Origin of the sequence: Variovorax boronicumulans (assembly GCF_019352895.1) — a bacterium.
GTDB classification, from domain to species: Bacteria; Pseudomonadota; Gammaproteobacteria; order Burkholderiales; family Burkholderiaceae_C; genus Variovorax; species Variovorax boronicumulans_A.
Genome location: NZ_JAAAFX010000007.1, coordinates 597,429 through 613,070 on the forward strand (window position 1 = coordinate 597,429; position 15,642 = coordinate 613,070).

Genomic DNA, 15,642 nt, shown 5'->3' on the forward strand with positions numbered 1-15,642 from the left:
TTATGACCCCCAGCCTCTCGACGGGTTCCGCTCCCACCGATGCCATCGTGCATCCCTCCCCCACGACGACATGGCCGCCGGTGGCTCCCGCGACGGCCCCGGTCCCGTTGTCCGCCCATTCGCGCTTCGTCCAGCGGCTGCGCCGCCGCTATGCGGGCGAGCTGGCGCTGCTGCCCGAGGGCGAACCGCTGCGCCCGCAGATGCGCCAGGCTTACGAACAGTTGCGTGCGCGCGGCGACAGCGCCGCCGATGCGCTGCGCATCGTGCGCCAGTTGGTCATGGAGCGGCTGGTCACGCTCGACTGCGACCACCAGGCCCCGCTGGCCGTGGTCACTACCGCCGTCACCCAGCTCGCCGAGTTCGCGCTCGACGTCGCCTGCGCCGAGAGCGCGGCCGAACTCGACGCCCGCCACGGCGCCCCCCTGGGCCCCGACGGCCAGCGCGCCCAGTTCTGGGTGGTGGGCATGGGCAAGCTCGGCGCGCGCGAGCTCAACGTGTCGAGCGACATCGACCTGATCTACCTCTACGACCAGGACGGCGACACCGCGGGCGACGTCGACGGCCGTGGCCGGATCTCGAACCACGAGTACTTCGCGCTGGCCGTCAAGCGCATCTATGCGCTGGTGGGCGACACCACCGAGCACGGCTTCGTGTTCCGGGTCGACCTGGCGCTGCGGCCCAACGGCAATTCCGGCCCGCCGGTGGTCTCGCTCGATGCGCTCGAGGAGTATCTGCAGGTGCAGGGCCGCGAGTGGGAGCGCTTCGCCTGGATGAAGAGCCGGGTGGTGGCGCCCGCCTCGGTGGTGGCCGACGGCTCGGCCCAGGCGCTGCGCGGCGTGGTGCTGCCCTTCGTGTTCCGCCGCTACCTCGACTACAGCGTCTTCGATTCGCTGCGCACGCTGCACCGGCAGATCCGCGAACAGGCGGCGCGCCGCAGCGCGGGCCGGCCCGAGCGGGCCAACGACGTCAAGCTGTCGCGCGGAGGCATCCGCGAGATCGAATTCACCGTGCAGCTGCTGCAGGTGGTGCGCGGCGGTCAGTTCCCCGAGCTGCGCACCCGGCCCACGCTCGACGCGCTGCAGCGCCTGGCGCGCGCCGGCCTGATGCCGCAGGACACGGCGGACACCCTGGCCGTGGCCTACGAGTTCCTGCGCCGCGTCGAGCACCGCATCCAGTATCTGGACGACCAGCAGACCCACGTGCTGCCGGTCAACGACGAGGACGTGCGCTGGATCGCCGAGTCGATGGGGCTGCCCGATTGCTGCGCCTTCCTGGCCGAGCTCGACACCCACCGCGAATTCGTGGCGCAGGAGTTCGACAAGCTGCTGGGCGGCGAGAAGACCTGCACCGGCTGCAACGGCAAGGCCAAGACCGACCCGCCGGCCGACCTCAACGACCTGATCGCCCAGCTGCCCGCGGCCTTCGCCGCGCGCGTCGAGCGCTGGCGCGAGAGCCCGCGCATCCTGGCGCTGCGCGACGAGACGCGCGCGCGGCTGCGCCAGCTGGTGCGCCGCACCGGCCAGTGGATCGACGGGGTGGCCCAGGACGCCTCGGAGGAAGTCAAGGCACAGCGCACCGAAGCCGCCCTGCGCTGGGCCGACTGGATCGAGCCGCTGCTGCGGCGCGAGAGCTACCTGGCGCTGCTGGTCGAACGGCCGGCGGTGCAGGAGCGGCTGTTGCGGCTGTTCGGCGCGGCGCGCTGGCCGGCGCGCTACCTGATGCAGCACCCGGGCGTGATCGACGAACTCGCCAGCGACGAGATGCTGGGCGGGCGTTTCGTCGCCGCCGAGTTCGAGCGCGAGCTCGAATCGCGGCTGGTCTCGCTGCGCCGCACCGGTGAAGACGATGAAGAGCGCCTGCTCAACCTGCTGCGCCATGCGCACCATGCCGAGGTGTTCCGCACGCTGGCGCGCGACGTCGAAGGCCGGATCACGGTCGAACAGGTGGCCGACGACCTCAGCGCCATGGCCGACACCGTGCTGCGCATCACCGCGCGCTGGTGCTGGCAGCATGTGCGCAACACCCATCGCGAGGCGCCGCAGTTCGCGGTCATCGGCTACGGCAAGCTGGGCGGCAAGGAGCTGGGCTACGGCAGCGACCTCGACATCGTGTTCGTCTACGAAGACGAGGACGAACGCGCGGGCGAGGTCTATGCGGCCTACATCCGCCGGCTCATCAACTGGCTCACGACGAAGACGCGCGAGGGCGACCTGTTCGAGATCGACACCGCGCTGCGGCCCAACGGCAACTCGGGCCTGCTCATCACCACCTTCGCGGCCTACGAGAAGTACCAGCTGGGCCGCGGCAGCAACACCGCCTGGACCTGGGAACACCAGGCCATGACGCGGGCGCGCTTCGTGCTGGGCGACCCGGCGCTGGGCGAGCGCTTCGACCGCATCCGCGACGCCGTGATCTGCGCGCCGCGCGACCACGAGGCGCTGCGCGCCGAGATCTTCGCGATGCGCAACAAGGTCCGCGCCGCGCACCCGGTCAAGGCCGGGCGCTTCGACGTCAAGCACAGCCCCGGCGGCATGGTCGATGCCGAGTTCGCGGTGCAGTTCCTGGTGCTGTCGCAGGCCTGCGGCCACACCGAGCTGGTGCCCAACGTGGGCAACATCGCGCTGCTGCAGCGCGCCGAGGCGGCCGGGCTGCTGCCCGAGGGCGTGGGCCAGCGGGCCGCAGCGGCCTACCGCGAACTGCGCCGCGTCCAGCACCGCGCGCGGCTCAACGAAGAACCCACGCAGGTGCCGCTGCCGGCCCTGGCGGCCGAACGCGAAGCCATGCTGGCGCTGTGGCATGCGGTCTTTGGCTGACCGCCTCGCAGGGCCGCGCGGCGCGGCCTGGTCGGCCCTCGCCGCGGCGCTGGTGCTGGCGGGCTGCGCGAGCGGACCCAAGGGTGGCGAGGGCCGCAGCGGTCGCGACGGCCCGGGCGCCAATCCGCCGTCGAACCTGAGCAGCGTGCCCGATGCCGAGCCGCGCATCGAATCGATCCGCGGCAGCGGCGGCACCAGCAAGCCCTACACCGTGCTGGGCCGCTCCTACGTGCCGATCACCGACGACCGGCCGCTGCGCGAGAGCGGCGTGGCCTCCTGGTACGGCAACAAGTTCCACGGCCAGTCGACGGCCAGCGGCGAGCCCTACGACATGTACGCGATGACCGCGGCGCACAAGACGCTGCCGCTGCCCAGCTATGTGCGGGTGCGCAATCCGGCCAACGGCCGCGAGGTGGTGGTCCGGGTCAACGACCGCGGCCCCTTCCACGACGGCCGCATCATCGACCTGAGCTACACCGCCGCGCTCAAGCTCGACCTGCTGCGCGGCGTGGGGCCGGTGGAGATCGAGCGCATCACCAACGAGGACATCCGCACCGGCGCCTGGCGCCGCGGTGGCGAGCCGATGCTGGCCTCGGCCACACCGCCACCGCCGCCCCCACCGCCGCCTCCCAGGGCCGTGGCCCCGGCACCCGTGGCCGTGCCCGCCGCCTGGACCGCGAACGCCGCGGCAGCGCCGGCCGACAGCGTCGCGCTGCCCGCGCAGCCTTCCGCGGCATCCGCGCCGTCGGCGATGGTCGTGACCGAACTGCCGCCCTTGACGCCGGCCGCAGCGCCGACGCCCTCGCCGCTGCCGACGTCATCGAACGCCGAGGCACCGTCCGCCGGCTTCTGGCTGCAGCTGGGCGCCTTCCGCGAACGCGATGGCGCCGAGGGCCTGCGCAACCGGGCCGCACGCGGCCTGCCGGCGCTGGCCTCGCAGCTGCGCGTGTTCAGCGAGGACGGCACGCACCGGCTGCAGGCCGGGCCCTTCGCCACGCGCGACGCGGCGGCTGCGACCGTGTCGCAGGTGCGCGAGGAACTGCGCATCGCGCCGATCGTGGTCGAGCGGCGCTGAGCCGTTTTTCTCAGGCGATGGTCTTCTCGGCCACCGGCAGGCGCATGCCTACGCCGAGCCGGTTCCAGGCGTTGATCTGCGCGATCGCCACCGTCAGGTCGACGATCTCGGCGTCGCTGAACACCGCCTGCAGCTGCGCGAAGTCGGCATCGCGGTCGCCGTGGTGCTCGGCCAGGCGGGTCAGGCTCTCGGCCCAGTTGAGCGCGGCGCGTTCGCGCGCGTCATAGAAGCCGACCTCGCGCCAGGTCGCGATGCTGTTGATGTGCTGCCAGTCGACTTCGAGCTTGCGCAGGTCGCGCACGTGCATGTCGAGGCAGAAGGCGCAGCCGTTGAGCTGCGAGACGCGGGTCTGGACGATCTCGAACAGGCGCTGGCCCAGCGTGTGGCCGGCCAGTGCGCCATTGACGCCGAGCATGGCCTGGTAGGCCTTGGGCGCGATCTTGAACCAGCTGAGGCGGGGGGTGTTCATGACGGGTTTCCTTGTATGAAAGTCACTGGATACCCCCATAAGACGCGCCGGCCGCGGCGCCTGTGACACTCAAGGGCCGAAAGTCGCGGCGACGTGCGCCAACTTGTCGGGATTGCGCTGGGCATGGATGCGCACGATGCGTTCGCCGTCCCACTCGATGCCCTGCACCGACTCGAGCACGCCATCGACGTAGCGCACCAGCCCCGGCGCGCCGTTGACCTCGGCGATCTCGACGCGCACCGCGCCCGGGAAACGGCGCGCGACGGCGAAATAGATCTGCGCCACGCGCTGGGCGCCGACCATGGGCTTGCCGAAGGACGGCACCTTGCCGCCGCCGTCCCCGATGATCGCCACGTCCTCGGCCAGCAGCGCCTTGAGGCCGTGCAGGTCGCCCTTCTGCGCCGCCTCGGCAAAGCCACGCAGCAGCCGCAGGTGGGTGTCGCGCGTCACGGCCTGGCGCGGGCGCTCGCCTTCGCGCACCTGGGTCCGGGCCCGGTGCACCAGCTGCCGGCAGGCGGCCTCGCTCTTGCCCAGCGTGTGGGCGATCTCGCCGTAGTCGGCGTCGAAGACCTCGCGCAGCAGGAAGGCGGCCCGTGCCTCGGGCGCCAGCCGCTCGAGCAGCGTGAGGAAGGCCATCGAGAGGTCGTCGGCGCGTTCGAGCAGCTGCTCGGGCGTGGGCGGGCCGTCTTCGATCAGCGGTTCGGGCAGCCAGGTGCCCACGTAGTGGATGCGCTGCAGCTTGGCCGCGCGCAGCCGGTCGATGGCCAGCCGCGTGGTCACGGTGACCAGCCAGGCCTCGGCGCTGTCGAGCGTCTCGTGCACGGCGGCGTTCCAGCGCAGCCAGGCGTCCTGCACCACGTCCTCGGCCTCAGCCCGCGAGCCCAGCATGCGGTAGGCGATGCCCTGCAGCCGGGGGCGCAGGCGGTCGAAGGTGAGGGTGGCGTCGTCCATGCCGCTCAGACGAACGGGTGCGGGTCGGTGTGACAACCCGCGCAGCGCATGGGCCTCAGGCGCCCTGGTATTCGGGCTTCGGGCCGAGCGAGGTGGCCAGTTCCTTGCGGTAGCGGTTGAGGTCCTGCACTGTCTTGAAGCTGCGGTTCATCAGCAGGCTCAGGTTGTGCAGGATGCGCTCGCCGACCTTGTTCTCCCAGACCGCGTCAAACTTGATCTGGTGGTCCAGCCAGTGCTCGAGCCAGTCCGGGTCGGGCATGCGGCTCTGGATGGTGTCGTTGGGGAACAGCGCCTTGCTCACGTGCAGGTTGGTCGGGTGCAGCGCCTGGGCCGTGCGGCGCGCGCTGGCCATCAGCACGCCGACCTTGGTGAAGGCGGCACGCGCCTCGTCGCCGAACTTCTCCATGGCGCGCTTCATGTAGCGCAGGTAGGCGCCGCCGTGGCGCGCCTCGTCCTGGCTCAGCGTGGTGTAGATGTGCTTGATCACCGGCTCGGTGTGCCACTCGGCCGCGCGGCGGTACCAGTGGTTGAGCCGGATCTCGCCGCAGAAATGCAGCATCAGCGTCTCCAGCGGCGGCGCCGGATCGAAGTCGAAGCGGATGTCGTGCAGTTCCTGCTCGGTCGGCGCGTGCTGGGGGCTGAAGCGCTTGAGGTATTCCATCAGCACCAGCGAATGCTTCTGCTCCTCGAAGAACCAGATCGACATGAAGGCGGAGAAATCGCTGTCGTGCCGGTTGTCGCGCAGGAACATCTCGGTGGCCGGCAGCGCCGCCCACTCGGTGATGGCGTTCATCTTGATGGTCTGAGCCTGCTCGTCGGACAGCTTGGTGCCCTCGAAGGATTGCCACGGGATGTCGCGGTCCATGTCCCAGCGGACGGATTCGAGTTGTCTGAACAGTTCGGGATAGAGCATGTGCGTCCTTCGTGGGCCGGCGGATTCTAGGGGTGCGCAGGCAATGGCCGCGTGCCCGGTCGGGCGGCGTTTCGCGCGGCGGTGCCGCCAGCCTAAGCGGCTTTGCCGCGCAATGAGCGCATCCACCCTCCGCGTCGGAGGGTGAAGGTCGCGCGGGCTGGATGAAGCAATTGGTGACAATCTGGCCCCCTTGCCGAGGGAACCGGCCCGGCGCCGGCGCGCTCATAAATGCATCTCATCGTGATCGAGCGATGACAAATGTTTTTATGTTGCGAGGCCTTCCAGGCATCTGTCTGGCTGAAATCCCGGGGCGACCCTCCTCCTCCCTCCTCCTCCCTCCTTCGCGTCGGGGCGCCTCGCAACATTTTTGTATTCCCTGCCGGGCCGGCGGCGTGTCGCCACGCCGCGGCTGGCGGCGGCGGAGGCCGCAAAATCCCCGATCCCGCCCCGGATAACACCCCGCCCCCTGCGTCAGCGCGCCGAATACAATGCCGGGTGCTGCGCGGCCCCTGCCGCGCCCCATGGCTGCAATCCGTGGCCACGGCAGCGCCGCCCCGGCGGCGCGCTCCCACCCGCTCTTCTGCTGGAGACTCTCTTGTTCATTTCCTCTGCTTTCGCTCAGACCGCACCCGCAGCCGCGGGCGGCGACATGTTGTCCTCGCTCGGCAGCATGCTGCCCCTGGTGCTGATGTTCGTGGTGCTGTATTTCGTCATGATCCGGCCCCAGATGAAGCGCCAGAAGGAAGCCCGCGCCATGATCGAGGCGCTGGCCAAGGGCGACGAAGTCGCCACCGCTGGCGGCGTGCTCGGCCGCATCACCTCGCTGGGCGAGCAATACCTCGGCCTCGAGATCGCCAACGGCGTCGAGATCAAGGTCCAGCGCTCGGCGGTGGTCCAGGTGCTGCCCAAGGGCGCGATCAAGTAATCGAGGCCGGACGCCGGGCGCCGAGCGCCCGGTGCTCCTTTCTCTCCGGTCCGTCCGGTTCGCGCGCAACGCCCAACGCTGAATCTCTTTTCATATGAACCGTTACCCGGTCTGGAAGTACGCGATCCTGGTGGTCGTGCTGCTGGTGGGGCTGATCTACGCCCTGCCCAATTTCTTCGGCGAGGCGCCGGCCGTGCAGGTGTCCGCAGCCAAGGCCACCGTCAAGGTCGACGCGGCCACGCAGACCCGCGTGACCGAGGCCCTCCGGGCCGGCGGCCTCACGCCGGACGTGATGACGCTGGACGCCACCTCGGTGCGCGCCCGTTTCCTCAGCACCGACGACCAGCTCAAGGCCCGCGACGTGCTCCAGCGCGCGCTGGTGCCCGATGCGGCCGACCCGTCCTACGTGGTCGCGCTCAACCTGGTCTCGCGTTCGCCGACCTGGCTCACCGCGCTGCATGCCTTCCCCATGTACCTGGGCCTCGACCTGCGTGGCGGTGTCGACTTCCTGCTGCAGGTGGACATGAAGGGCGCGATCGACAAGAAGGCCGAGTCCTTCGCCGGCGACCTGCGCACCGCCCTGCGCGACAAGGGCATCCGCGGCAGCGCGGTCAACCGCAACGGTCAGTCGATCGAAGTGCGTTTCCGCGACGCGGCCAGCCTCGACGCCGCCAAGCGCCTGGTGCAGGACCAGTTCGCCGACCTCTCGACGGTCGACAGCCAGGACGGCACCGAGTGGAAGCTGACCGCTTCCATCAAGCCCGAGGCCGCGCGCCGGCTGCAGGACGCGGCGCTCAAGCAGAACATCACCACGCTGCACAACCGGATCAACGAACTCGGCGTGGCCGAGCCGGTGATCCAGCAGCAGGGCCTGGACCGCATCGTGGTCCAGCTGCCGGGCGTGCAGGACACGGCCAAGGCCAAGGACATCCTGGGCCGCACCGCGACGCTCGAGATGCGCATGGTCGACGAGACCACCGAAGGCCGCGCCGCCGAACTCGGCACCGGCCCGGTGCCCTTCGGCTCCGAGCGTTTCCTCGACCGTGAAGGCCGCCCGGTCATCGTCAAGAAGCAGGTGCTGGTCACCGGCGAGAACCTGACCGACGCCCAGCCCGGCTTCGACTCGCAGACGCAGCAGCCCAAGGTCGACCTGACGATGGACGCCAAGGGCGGCCGGATCATGCGCGACGTGAGCCGCGACAACTACCGCAAGCGCATGGCGATGCTGATCTTCGAGAAGGGCAAGGGCGAAGTGCTCACCGCGCCGTCGATCAACGGCGAGCTGGGCAACCGCTTCCAGATTTCCGGCTCGATGAACGTGGTCGAGGCCAACGACCTCGCGCTGCTGCTGCGTGCCGGCTCGCTGGCCGCGCCCATGGAGATCATCCAGGAACGCACCATCGGCCCGAGCCTGGGCGCCGACAACATCGACAAGGGCTTCAAGAGCGTGATGTATGGCTTCCTGGCCATCATGGTGTTCATGTGCCTGTACTACGCGCTGTTCGGCGTGTTCTCGTCGATCGCGCTGGCGGTCAACCTGCTGCTGCTGATCTCGATCCTGTCGATGCTGCAGGCCACGCTCACGCTGCCGGGCATTGCCGCCATGGCGCTGGCCATCGGCGTGGCAATCGACTCCAACGTGCTGATCAACGAGCGCATCCGCGAGGAACTGCGCGCCGGCGCCTCGCCGCAGGCCGCGATCCACGCCGGCTACGACCGTGCCTGGGGCACCATCCTGGACTCCAACGTGACCACGCTGATCGCGGGCATCGCGCTGCTGGCCTTCGGGTCGGGCCCGGTGCGCGGCTTCGCGGTGGTGCACTGCATCGGCATCGTGACCTCGATGTTCTCCGCGGTGTTCTTCTCGCGCGGCCTGGTGAATTTCTGGTACGGCGGCAAGAAGAAGCTCAAGAGCGTCTCGATCGGCACCGTCTGGCGCCCCAAGACCGACGGCACGACCCCGGTCGAAGCCAACTAAAGGATCGATGCCATGGAGTTCTTCCGCATCCACAAGACCATCCCGTTCATGCGCCATGCCAAGGTGCTGAACCTGATTTCCATCGCGACCTTCCTGCTGGCGGTGTTCTTCCTGTTCCACCGCGGGCTGCACCTGTCGGTGGAGTTCACCGGCGGCACCGTGATGGAGGTCGCCTACCAGCAGTCGGTCGACGTCGGCAAGGTGCGCGAGACCATCGGCAAGCTCGGCTACGCCGACGTGCAGGTGCAGAACTACGGCACCTCGCGCGACGTGCAGATCCGCCTGCCGGTCCAGAAGGGCCAGACCTCGGCGCAGCAGAGCGCCCAGGTGATGGACGCGCTCAAGGCCGTCGAGCCGACCGCCGTGCTGCGCGGCAACGAGTTCGTCGGCCCGCAGGTCGGCGAGGAACTCACCACCAACGGCCTCAAGGCGCTGGGCATGGTGGTGATCGGCATCATGATCTACCTGGCCTTCCGCTTCGAGTGGAAGTTCGCCCTGTCGACCGTGCTGGCCAACCTGCACGACGTGGTGATCATCCTGGGCTTCTTCGCCTTCTTCCAGTGGGAGTTCTCGCTGGCGGTGCTGGCGGCGGTGCTGGCGGTGCTGGGCTACTCGGTCAACGAGTCGGTGGTGATCTTCGACCGGATCCGAGAGAACTTCCGCCGCTACCGCAAGCTGAGCACGGTCGAGACCATCGACAACGCGATCACCTCGACCATCAGCCGGACCATCATCACCCATGGCTCGACGCAGCTGGTGGTGCTCTCGATGTTCTTCTTCGGCGGACCGACGCTGCACTACTTCGCGCTGGCCCTGACCATCGGCATCTGCTTCGGCATCTACTCGTCGTGCTTCGTGGCTGCGGCCATCGCCATGTGGCTGGGCATCAAGCGCGAAGACCTGGTCAAGACCCCCGTCAAGCACGAAGGCGACCCGGACGATCCCAATGCCGGCGCCACGGTCTGAGCCTTCAGGCCCGAAGACATGATGCGGGGCCTTGGGGCTTCGGGTTGGGGCGCATCGGATACCCTTGTGCGTCCGGCCCGACCCGGGCAAGCTCGCAGGGTCCGATGATGTCCTCTTGCTGTCCTGAAACCCTCCCATGAGCACCGCGCGTCCCCAGGCCCTGTCCCAGCAACTCGCACGCGAGACGCGCCAGCGCTTCATCGCCGCGACGCAGGCGCTGTTCGAGCCCTTGGCGCAGACGATCCGCGACCGGCTGGCGGCTTCGGCGGCCCAGATGGGCAATGCGCGTGACATGCAGGACTGGCGCGACGATTTTCTGGCCTTCCAGTCGCTGGGCGGCCGCTGGGTGACCCAGGCCCAGGAGGCCTGGCGCAACGCGCAGGAGGTGACGGCCGTCGGTGTGGACACCCATTCGATGTCGAATCTGGCGCTGATGGACGACGACGTGGTCGAGACCCAGATCCTCTCGTCCCGGCTGGCCCAGGCGGTGCAGGGCAAGTCCAACTTCGAGATCAACGACCTGCGCCTGCGCATCCAGCATCTGGACGGCACCGAGGAACTCGGCGCGAGGGACGTGCTGCGGCCCGAGGCGCTGGCCCGTGTGCTGGTCGAGCAGTGGCTGGCCACCGGGCTCACGCGCGTGCTCTGGACCCGCGTGCAGGACGTGATCGAGCGCGCCGTGCTCGAAGCCACGGCCAAGGCCTACGCCGACGCCAACAGCCACCTGGTCCGCCAGGGCGTGATGCCGGAAATCGACCTCAAGAGTTTCGTGCGGCGCACCGGGGGTGGCAATTCCGGGGTGATGCCGCTGGGTGGCGGCGCCTCCGGCGCGGGCCGGCCGATGGCGCCCGAGAGCATGGGCTACCAGGCCGGCGGTGCCGGCGCGATGGGCGCCATGCATTCGATGGGCATGGCGGGCACGGGCGGCATGTCGACCGACACCCTGGTCGCGACCGGCGGGTCGCCGCTGTCCATGGCCCGTCAGCGTGCCCAGGGCGTGCTGCTCAACCTCAAGCGTTTCGTCTCGGCACGCATCGGCGGCGACATGAGCCCACGCGCCACCGGCGGCGTCGGTGGCGAAGGCGGGTTCATGCGCAGCGTGGCGGGCGCCGGTGCCGGCGCGGGCGTGCCGGGCGGCTTCGCCGCCGCGATCTCCGATGCCGGTGCGGCGTACCAGCTGGCATCGTCGCAGTACGTGGTCGGCGACGAGGCCGTCGCGCTCCAGCACAGCGCGGCCGACCTGCGCCGCCGCACCAGCGAACTCAAGCGCCGGGCGCCGACCACGGCCGACAAGGCCACGGTGGAGATCGTCGCGCTGATGTTCCAGGCCATCCTGGCCGAGGAGCGCATTCCCTTCTCGGCGCGCGTCTGGTTCGCGCGCCTGCAGATGCCGGTGCTGCGCGTGGCGATCGCCGAGCCCGAGTTCTTCGGCACCTTGCAGCACCCTGCACGCATGCTGATCGACCGCATGGGCTCGGTGGTGATGGGCTTCGACGCGGCCGCCATCTCCGGCAGCGCGCTCGAGGGCGAGATCCGCCGCGTGGTGCAGGTCATCGAGCAGTACCCCGAGACCGGCCAGCGCGTGTTCAAGCTGGTGTTCGACGAATTCGTCGCCTTCCTCAACAAGTACCTGACGCAGAGCGACAGCACGCAGCGCGTGATGAGCGTGGCGCAGCAGGTCGAGCAGAAGGAGACGATGGCGATCCAGTACACCATCGAGTTGCGCAAGATGCTCAACGACATGCCGGTGCGCGAGGAGATCCGCGAGTTCCTGTTCAAGATCTGGGCCGAGGTGCTGGCCATCGCCGCGCTCAAGTACGGCGCGCAGGACGAGCAGACCGTCACGCTCAAGCGCGCGGCCTCCGAACTGGTCTGGGCCGCCAGCGCCAAGCCCAACCGCAACGACCGCACCCGCGTGATCCAGGACCTGCCCAAGCTGCTGCAGCGGCTGCGCTCCGGCATGGCGCTGCTGGGCATCGTCGGCGAGCCGCAGGAAGCGCAGATCAAGACCATCGGCGTGACGCTGTCCGACGCTTTCCTCTCGAAGACCGAGGCCATTCCCCAGGCCAAGATCGAGGCGATGGCCTCCAGGCTGGCCAACCTCGAGGATTTCGTGAGCGACGAAGGCACGGCCGAGCTGGCGCTGGACGCCGCCAGCATCGAGCTGCTGCTGGGCGTGGACGCCGCCTCGATCGAGGTCGTGCCCGACACCCGCGGCGCGAAGATCGACGACGACATGCTGCAGTGGGCGCACGAGCTGCAGGTCGGCAACTGGTTCATGCTCGACCACAACAACCGGGCGAGCCAGGTGCAGTTCGTCTGGCGCAGCGAGCGCAAGCAGCTGCATCTGTTCGCCTCGGCCGACGGCCGCAGCTTCCTGATCCAGGCCGGTCGGCTGGCGTCCTACCTGCAGGCCGGCCTGCTGGTGCCCGCCGAGGAGGAGACGCTCACCGTGCGCGCCACGCGCGAGGCGCTGGCCAAGCTGGATGCGAACCCCGAGCGCCTGCTCAACTGAGGGCCGCGCCGCGGCGCATCAATGCGCGATGCGGTCCCGGCGACCGTCGCACAGCTCGTCGAGCACCAGCGCATCGGGCTCGATGCCGGTGCTCCAGTGCACCATCAGCACGATGATCTTGAGTTCCTCGAGCGCCACCGGCTGGCCCGAGGTCGCCATGGCGCGCTCGATCACGATCTCGCGCAGGCCGCCGTGGAGCACGCCGGCCGCTTCGAGGAAATGGACGAAGCCCAGGCACTCCGCGCCCAGGTGATCCTGTTCGGCTGCGGAGTAGATGCGCATCGCGTCGGCAGACGGTGCCAGCGCGGCCTCGCCGGCGGTGCGCGCGAGGACCGTCGCGCTCGACGCGTCGGCGTTGCGTTCCAGGGGAACGCCCTGGGTCGCGAAGCTCAGTTCGTCGAGCCATTGCAGTGCGGCGCGGATTTCCTCGTCCTCGAAACCGTGGGCGCTGAGCTTGCGGCCCAGTTGCTCGGGTTCGGGGCACGCGTTGCCGCGCCAGTAGTTTTCGTAGACGAACACAAGCACTTCAAACATGGGCTCAATATAGCCCACTGCACCGTTGCGCAGGCGCGGCGATGCGCGCCGTGCGCTCAGCCTTGTGCGACGCGCTGGAACAGGCCGCCCGGCAGGCGCGCCACGCGCCCGCCGAGTTCGAGTTCCAGCAGCAGGCCCTGCAGCGCGGCGGCGCCATGGCCGGTGCGTGCGCACAGGGCGTCGAGGCCCACCGGATCGAAGCCGATCGCCTGCAGCAATGCGATGTCGGCGCGGTCCGGGCCTTCTTCTGCATTCGCGCGGGAGGTGGCTGGGGCGGTGTCGTCGAAGCGCAATTCCTCGAGCACGTCCTGCACCGATTCGACCAGCTTGGCCCCCTGCCGGATCAGCGCATGGCAGCCGCGCGACTGCGGCGAATGGATCGAGCCCGGGATCGCGAACACCTCGCGGCCCTGCTCCACCGCCAGCCGGGCGGTGATCAGCGAGCCCGATTGCAGTGCCGCCTCGATCACCAGCGTGCCGCGTGAAAGCCCCGCGATGATGCGGTTGCGCTTGGGGAAGTTCGGGTGCAGCGGTGGCGTGCCGAGCGCGAACTCGCTGACGATCAGGCCGTTCGACGCGATGCGGTGGGCCAGCGTGCGGTGCCGCGCCGGGTAGACGCGGTCGAGGCCGGTGCCGACCACCGCCACCGTCGCGAGCCGGGGGCCGCCCCTTGCCGCCTCCGCCGCGTCCAGCGCGCCCTGGTGGGCGGCGCCGTCGACGCCCAGCGCCAGGCCCGACACCACCACGACGCCGGCATCGCCCAAGGCGCGGGCGAAGGCCCGGGCATTCAGTTCGCCCTGCGGCGTGGGGTTGCGGCTGCCGACGATGGCCACGCTGCGCGCCAGTTGCGTCAGGTCGAAGGCCGGAGCGCCCAGCAGGTAGAGCATCAGCGGCGGGTCGGCCGTCTCGAGCAGGGCGGCGGGATAGCCCGGATCGCCCAGCGTCACCAGCCGCCGCACCGCGCCTTCGGGCTCGGGGGTATGCAGCCAGTCCCAGGTCCTGGCGAGCTGTGCGTCGAGGCCCGCTGGCGCGGCCTGCAGCGCGCTGGCCTGGGCTGGCGTGACGACGTCGCGCAGTGCGGCGGGTGATTGCGTGAACACGGCGCCCGGCAGCCCGAAGGCGGCGAGCAGCCGGCGCGCCGTGCCGTCGCCGATGCCCGGCGTCAGCGCGAGCCGCAGCCAGTCGGCGAGTTCGTCACGTTCCACGCTGACGGCCCGCGCGAAAGCCTCAGGGGTTGACCAGCAGGTCGCCCACGCGCGGCGTGTCGTTGATCTCGAGCACCAGCGCGTACGAGACCTTCTCGAAGGGCCGGAACACCATCAGCAGGCCGATGCGTTCGTTGGGCAGCTTGAGGGTTTCCTTGGCGCCGCCGGTGCGGTCGACGATGGTCTCGCCGTTCTTGAGGATGGCCAGCACGTGGCCGTTCTCGATGCCGTCGCGCAAGCCCTTGTTGATCGCGACGACCTGGTTCTGGGCCGCGAACTGCACCGCGTTGCCGTAGACCGAGACGATGCGGCCGTCGAAGGCCTGTGCCGGTGCGCGCGGCACGTAGCTCAGCAGCTGGCGCGCGGGCTCGGGCAGCAGCCGGTCGCCGGCGCGGATTTCCTCGCGTGCCGCGACGATGTCGACGGTGGCCGGGACCACGGTCGTCACGGGCTTGCCGTCTTCCAGCGATTGGGCGACCGACTCGCCGCGTTGCAGCTGGGCCTTGCCCAGGTACTGCGCCTCGTAACCCAGGATCTCGCCGGTGCCGGGGTCCTTGAGCGGCGTCGCGTTGCGGAACACGCGGTAGGTCCTGAGCGGTCCGCCCGTGTCGACCAGCGGCGCATTCGGCTCGCCGCGGGCATAGGCGCGGTCGCCGCGGGCCAGCAGCACGCGGCTGTCGTTGCCCGCGACGATGCGCGGCGCGGCCAGCAGCGTGCCTTCGTCGACCACGATCGGTTCGCTGAGGAAGGGTTCGATCAGGCTCGGGTTGAGCGTGGGCAGCGCCAGGCCGGAGAGCGACTCGGAGCGCGTGCGCGGCGACAGCTTGATCGTGCCGCCATCGCCCGTGCCGCCCGTACCGCGCCGGGTGCTCAGGCGCGCGCGGCCGCCGGTCTTGTCGAGGTACAGCACCTGCCCCGGGTAGATCCGGTGCGGGTTGGCGATGTCGTCGAGGTTCATGCCCCAGAGCTCGGGCCAGCGCCAGGGACTGCGCAGATAGAGCCGTGAGATCGCCCAGAGCGTGTCGCCGGACTTGACGGTGTATTCGTCGGGCGCGCCGGGTGCCAGTTCGCTGAGCGGGACGCCGGTCTGCGCAGCCTGCTGGGCCGTGGCGCGCTGCTGAGGGGTGACGGGGTAGTTCTGGGCTGCGGCACCGATGCCGAAACCGAGTGCAGCCACGGTCGCCAGCGCGGTGAGGACGGTCGAACGCTGGCGAGGGAGGCAGGTTTTTTTCATGATTGAATCGATGTCCACGCAGAGGCCGCACCGGGCGTACGAATCCTCACAATTTGCTACGAAT

The 15,642-nt window shown here is 69.7% G+C and carries 12 protein-coding genes; 6 read left to right on the forward strand and 6 right to left on the reverse strand.

Annotation, left to right across the window (positions count from 1 at the left end; translation table 11 throughout):
- Positions 1 to 2 precede the first annotated feature (2 nt).
- Positions 3 to 2,813, forward strand: a complete 2,811-nt coding sequence (gene glnE, locus K0H49_RS17750) for a bifunctional [glutamate--ammonia ligase]-adenylyl-L-tyrosine phosphorylase/[glutamate--ammonia-ligase] adenylyltransferase (protein ID WP_219215219.1) — start codon at positions 3 to 5, stop codon at positions 2,811 to 2,813.
- Positions 2,797 to 3,888, forward strand: a complete 1,092-nt coding sequence (locus K0H49_RS17755; protein ID WP_219215222.1) for a septal ring lytic transglycosylase RlpA family protein — start codon at positions 2,797 to 2,799, stop codon at positions 3,886 to 3,888. The genes glnE and K0H49_RS17755 overlap by 17 nt, the downstream gene beginning before the upstream one ends.
- Before the next feature lie 10 nt (positions 3,889 to 3,898).
- Here the strand turns inward: K0H49_RS17755 and K0H49_RS17760 are convergent, their stop codons facing one another.
- The 3 genes from K0H49_RS17760 to K0H49_RS17770 all read right to left on the reverse strand — a co-directional run bounded on the left by K0H49_RS17760 (position 3,899) and on the right by K0H49_RS17770 (position 6,221).
- A complete protein-coding gene (locus K0H49_RS17760; RefSeq protein ID WP_219215225.1) occupies positions 3,899 to 4,357 on the reverse strand; it encodes a carboxymuconolactone decarboxylase family protein in 459 nt (152 codons plus the stop codon).
- 69 nt (positions 4,358 to 4,426) lie between these two features.
- A complete protein-coding gene (locus K0H49_RS17765; RefSeq protein ID WP_219215228.1) occupies positions 4,427 to 5,308 on the reverse strand; it encodes an RNA polymerase sigma-70 factor in 882 nt (293 codons plus the stop codon).
- A gap of 55 nt (positions 5,309 to 5,363) precedes the next feature.
- The gene (locus K0H49_RS17770; RefSeq protein WP_219215230.1) at positions 5,364 to 6,221 is read right to left on the reverse strand and encodes a ferritin-like domain-containing protein; all 858 of its coding nucleotides are present in this window, start codon (positions 6,219 to 6,221) and stop codon (positions 5,364 to 5,366) included.
- A 595-nt stretch (positions 6,222 to 6,816) separates the two neighbouring features.
- Here K0H49_RS17770 and yajC point away from each other — a divergent pair.
- From yajC to K0H49_RS17790, 4 genes are all read left to right on the forward strand, one after another.
- Entirely contained in the window at positions 6,817 to 7,146 is a 330-nt protein-coding gene (gene yajC, locus K0H49_RS17775) for a preprotein translocase subunit YajC (protein WP_183025275.1), read from the forward strand.
- Between the two features lie 94 nt (positions 7,147 to 7,240).
- Positions 7,241 to 9,124 carry a protein translocase subunit SecD gene (gene secD / locus K0H49_RS17780; RefSeq protein WP_219215232.1) on the forward strand — a complete coding sequence of 628 codons (1,884 nt, stop codon included), beginning with the start codon at positions 7,241 to 7,243 and terminating at the stop codon, positions 9,122 to 9,124.
- Positions 9,125 to 9,136: 12 nt separating this feature from the next.
- Complete coding sequence (gene secF, locus K0H49_RS17785; protein WP_219215235.1) at positions 9,137 to 10,090, forward strand: protein translocase subunit SecF; 954 nt, start codon at positions 9,137 to 9,139, stop codon at positions 10,088 to 10,090.
- Between the two features lie 136 nt (positions 10,091 to 10,226).
- Entirely contained in the window at positions 10,227 to 12,605 is a 2,379-nt protein-coding gene (locus K0H49_RS17790) for a DUF1631 family protein (protein WP_219215238.1), read from the forward strand.
- A gap of 18 nt (positions 12,606 to 12,623) precedes the next feature.
- On the opposite strand, the gene K0H49_RS17795 is transcribed toward K0H49_RS17790, so the two are convergent.
- The 3 genes from K0H49_RS17795 to K0H49_RS17805 are packed head-to-tail and all read right to left on the reverse strand — an operon-like array spanning position 12,624 to position 15,578.
- On the reverse strand, positions 12,624 to 13,139 hold the full coding sequence (locus K0H49_RS17795; RefSeq protein WP_219215240.1) for a DUF494 family protein: 516 nt from the start codon (positions 13,137 to 13,139) through the stop codon (positions 12,624 to 12,626).
- Between the two features lie 56 nt (positions 13,140 to 13,195).
- On the reverse strand, positions 13,196 to 14,344 hold the full coding sequence (gene dprA, locus K0H49_RS17800; protein ID WP_219215241.1) for a DNA-processing protein DprA: 1,149 nt from the start codon (positions 14,342 to 14,344) through the stop codon (positions 13,196 to 13,198).
- Between the two features lie 22 nt (positions 14,345 to 14,366).
- Positions 14,367 to 15,578 (reverse strand): LysM peptidoglycan-binding domain-containing protein, encoded by a 1,212-nt coding sequence (locus K0H49_RS17805; RefSeq protein WP_219215244.1) that lies wholly within the window; start codon positions 15,576 to 15,578, stop codon positions 14,367 to 14,369.
- Positions 15,579 to 15,642: the final 64 nt, after the last annotated feature.

What these genes read in the sequence shown, in the direction of transcription:
- glnE (WP_219215219.1), top strand. Translation starts at nt 3, where the DNA reads ATGACCCCCAGCCTCTCGACGGGTTCCGCTCCCACCGATGCCATCGTG.
- K0H49_RS17755 (WP_219215222.1), top strand. Translation starts at nt 2,797, where the DNA reads ATGCGGTCTTTGGCTGACCGCCTCGCAGGGCCGCGCGGCGCGGCCTGG.
- K0H49_RS17760 (WP_219215225.1), bottom strand. Translation starts at nt 4,357, where the DNA reads ATGAACACCCCCCGCCTCAGCTGGTTCAAGATCGCGCCCAAGGCCTAC.
- K0H49_RS17765 (WP_219215228.1), bottom strand. Translation starts at nt 5,308, where the DNA reads ATGGACGACGCCACCCTCACCTTCGACCGCCTGCGCCCCCGGCTGCAG.
- K0H49_RS17770 (WP_219215230.1), bottom strand. Translation starts at nt 6,221, where the DNA reads ATGCTCTATCCCGAACTGTTCAGACAACTCGAATCCGTCCGCTGGGAC.
- secD (WP_219215232.1), top strand. Translation starts at nt 7,241, where the DNA reads ATGAACCGTTACCCGGTCTGGAAGTACGCGATCCTGGTGGTCGTGCTG.
- secF (WP_219215235.1), top strand. Translation starts at nt 9,137, where the DNA reads ATGGAGTTCTTCCGCATCCACAAGACCATCCCGTTCATGCGCCATGCC.
- K0H49_RS17790 (WP_219215238.1), top strand. Translation starts at nt 10,227, where the DNA reads ATGAGCACCGCGCGTCCCCAGGCCCTGTCCCAGCAACTCGCACGCGAG.
- K0H49_RS17795 (WP_219215240.1), bottom strand. Translation starts at nt 13,139, where the DNA reads ATGTTTGAAGTGCTTGTGTTCGTCTACGAAAACTACTGGCGCGGCAAC.
- K0H49_RS17805 (WP_219215244.1), bottom strand. Translation starts at nt 15,578, where the DNA reads ATGAAAAAAACCTGCCTCCCTCGCCAGCGTTCGACCGTCCTCACCGCG.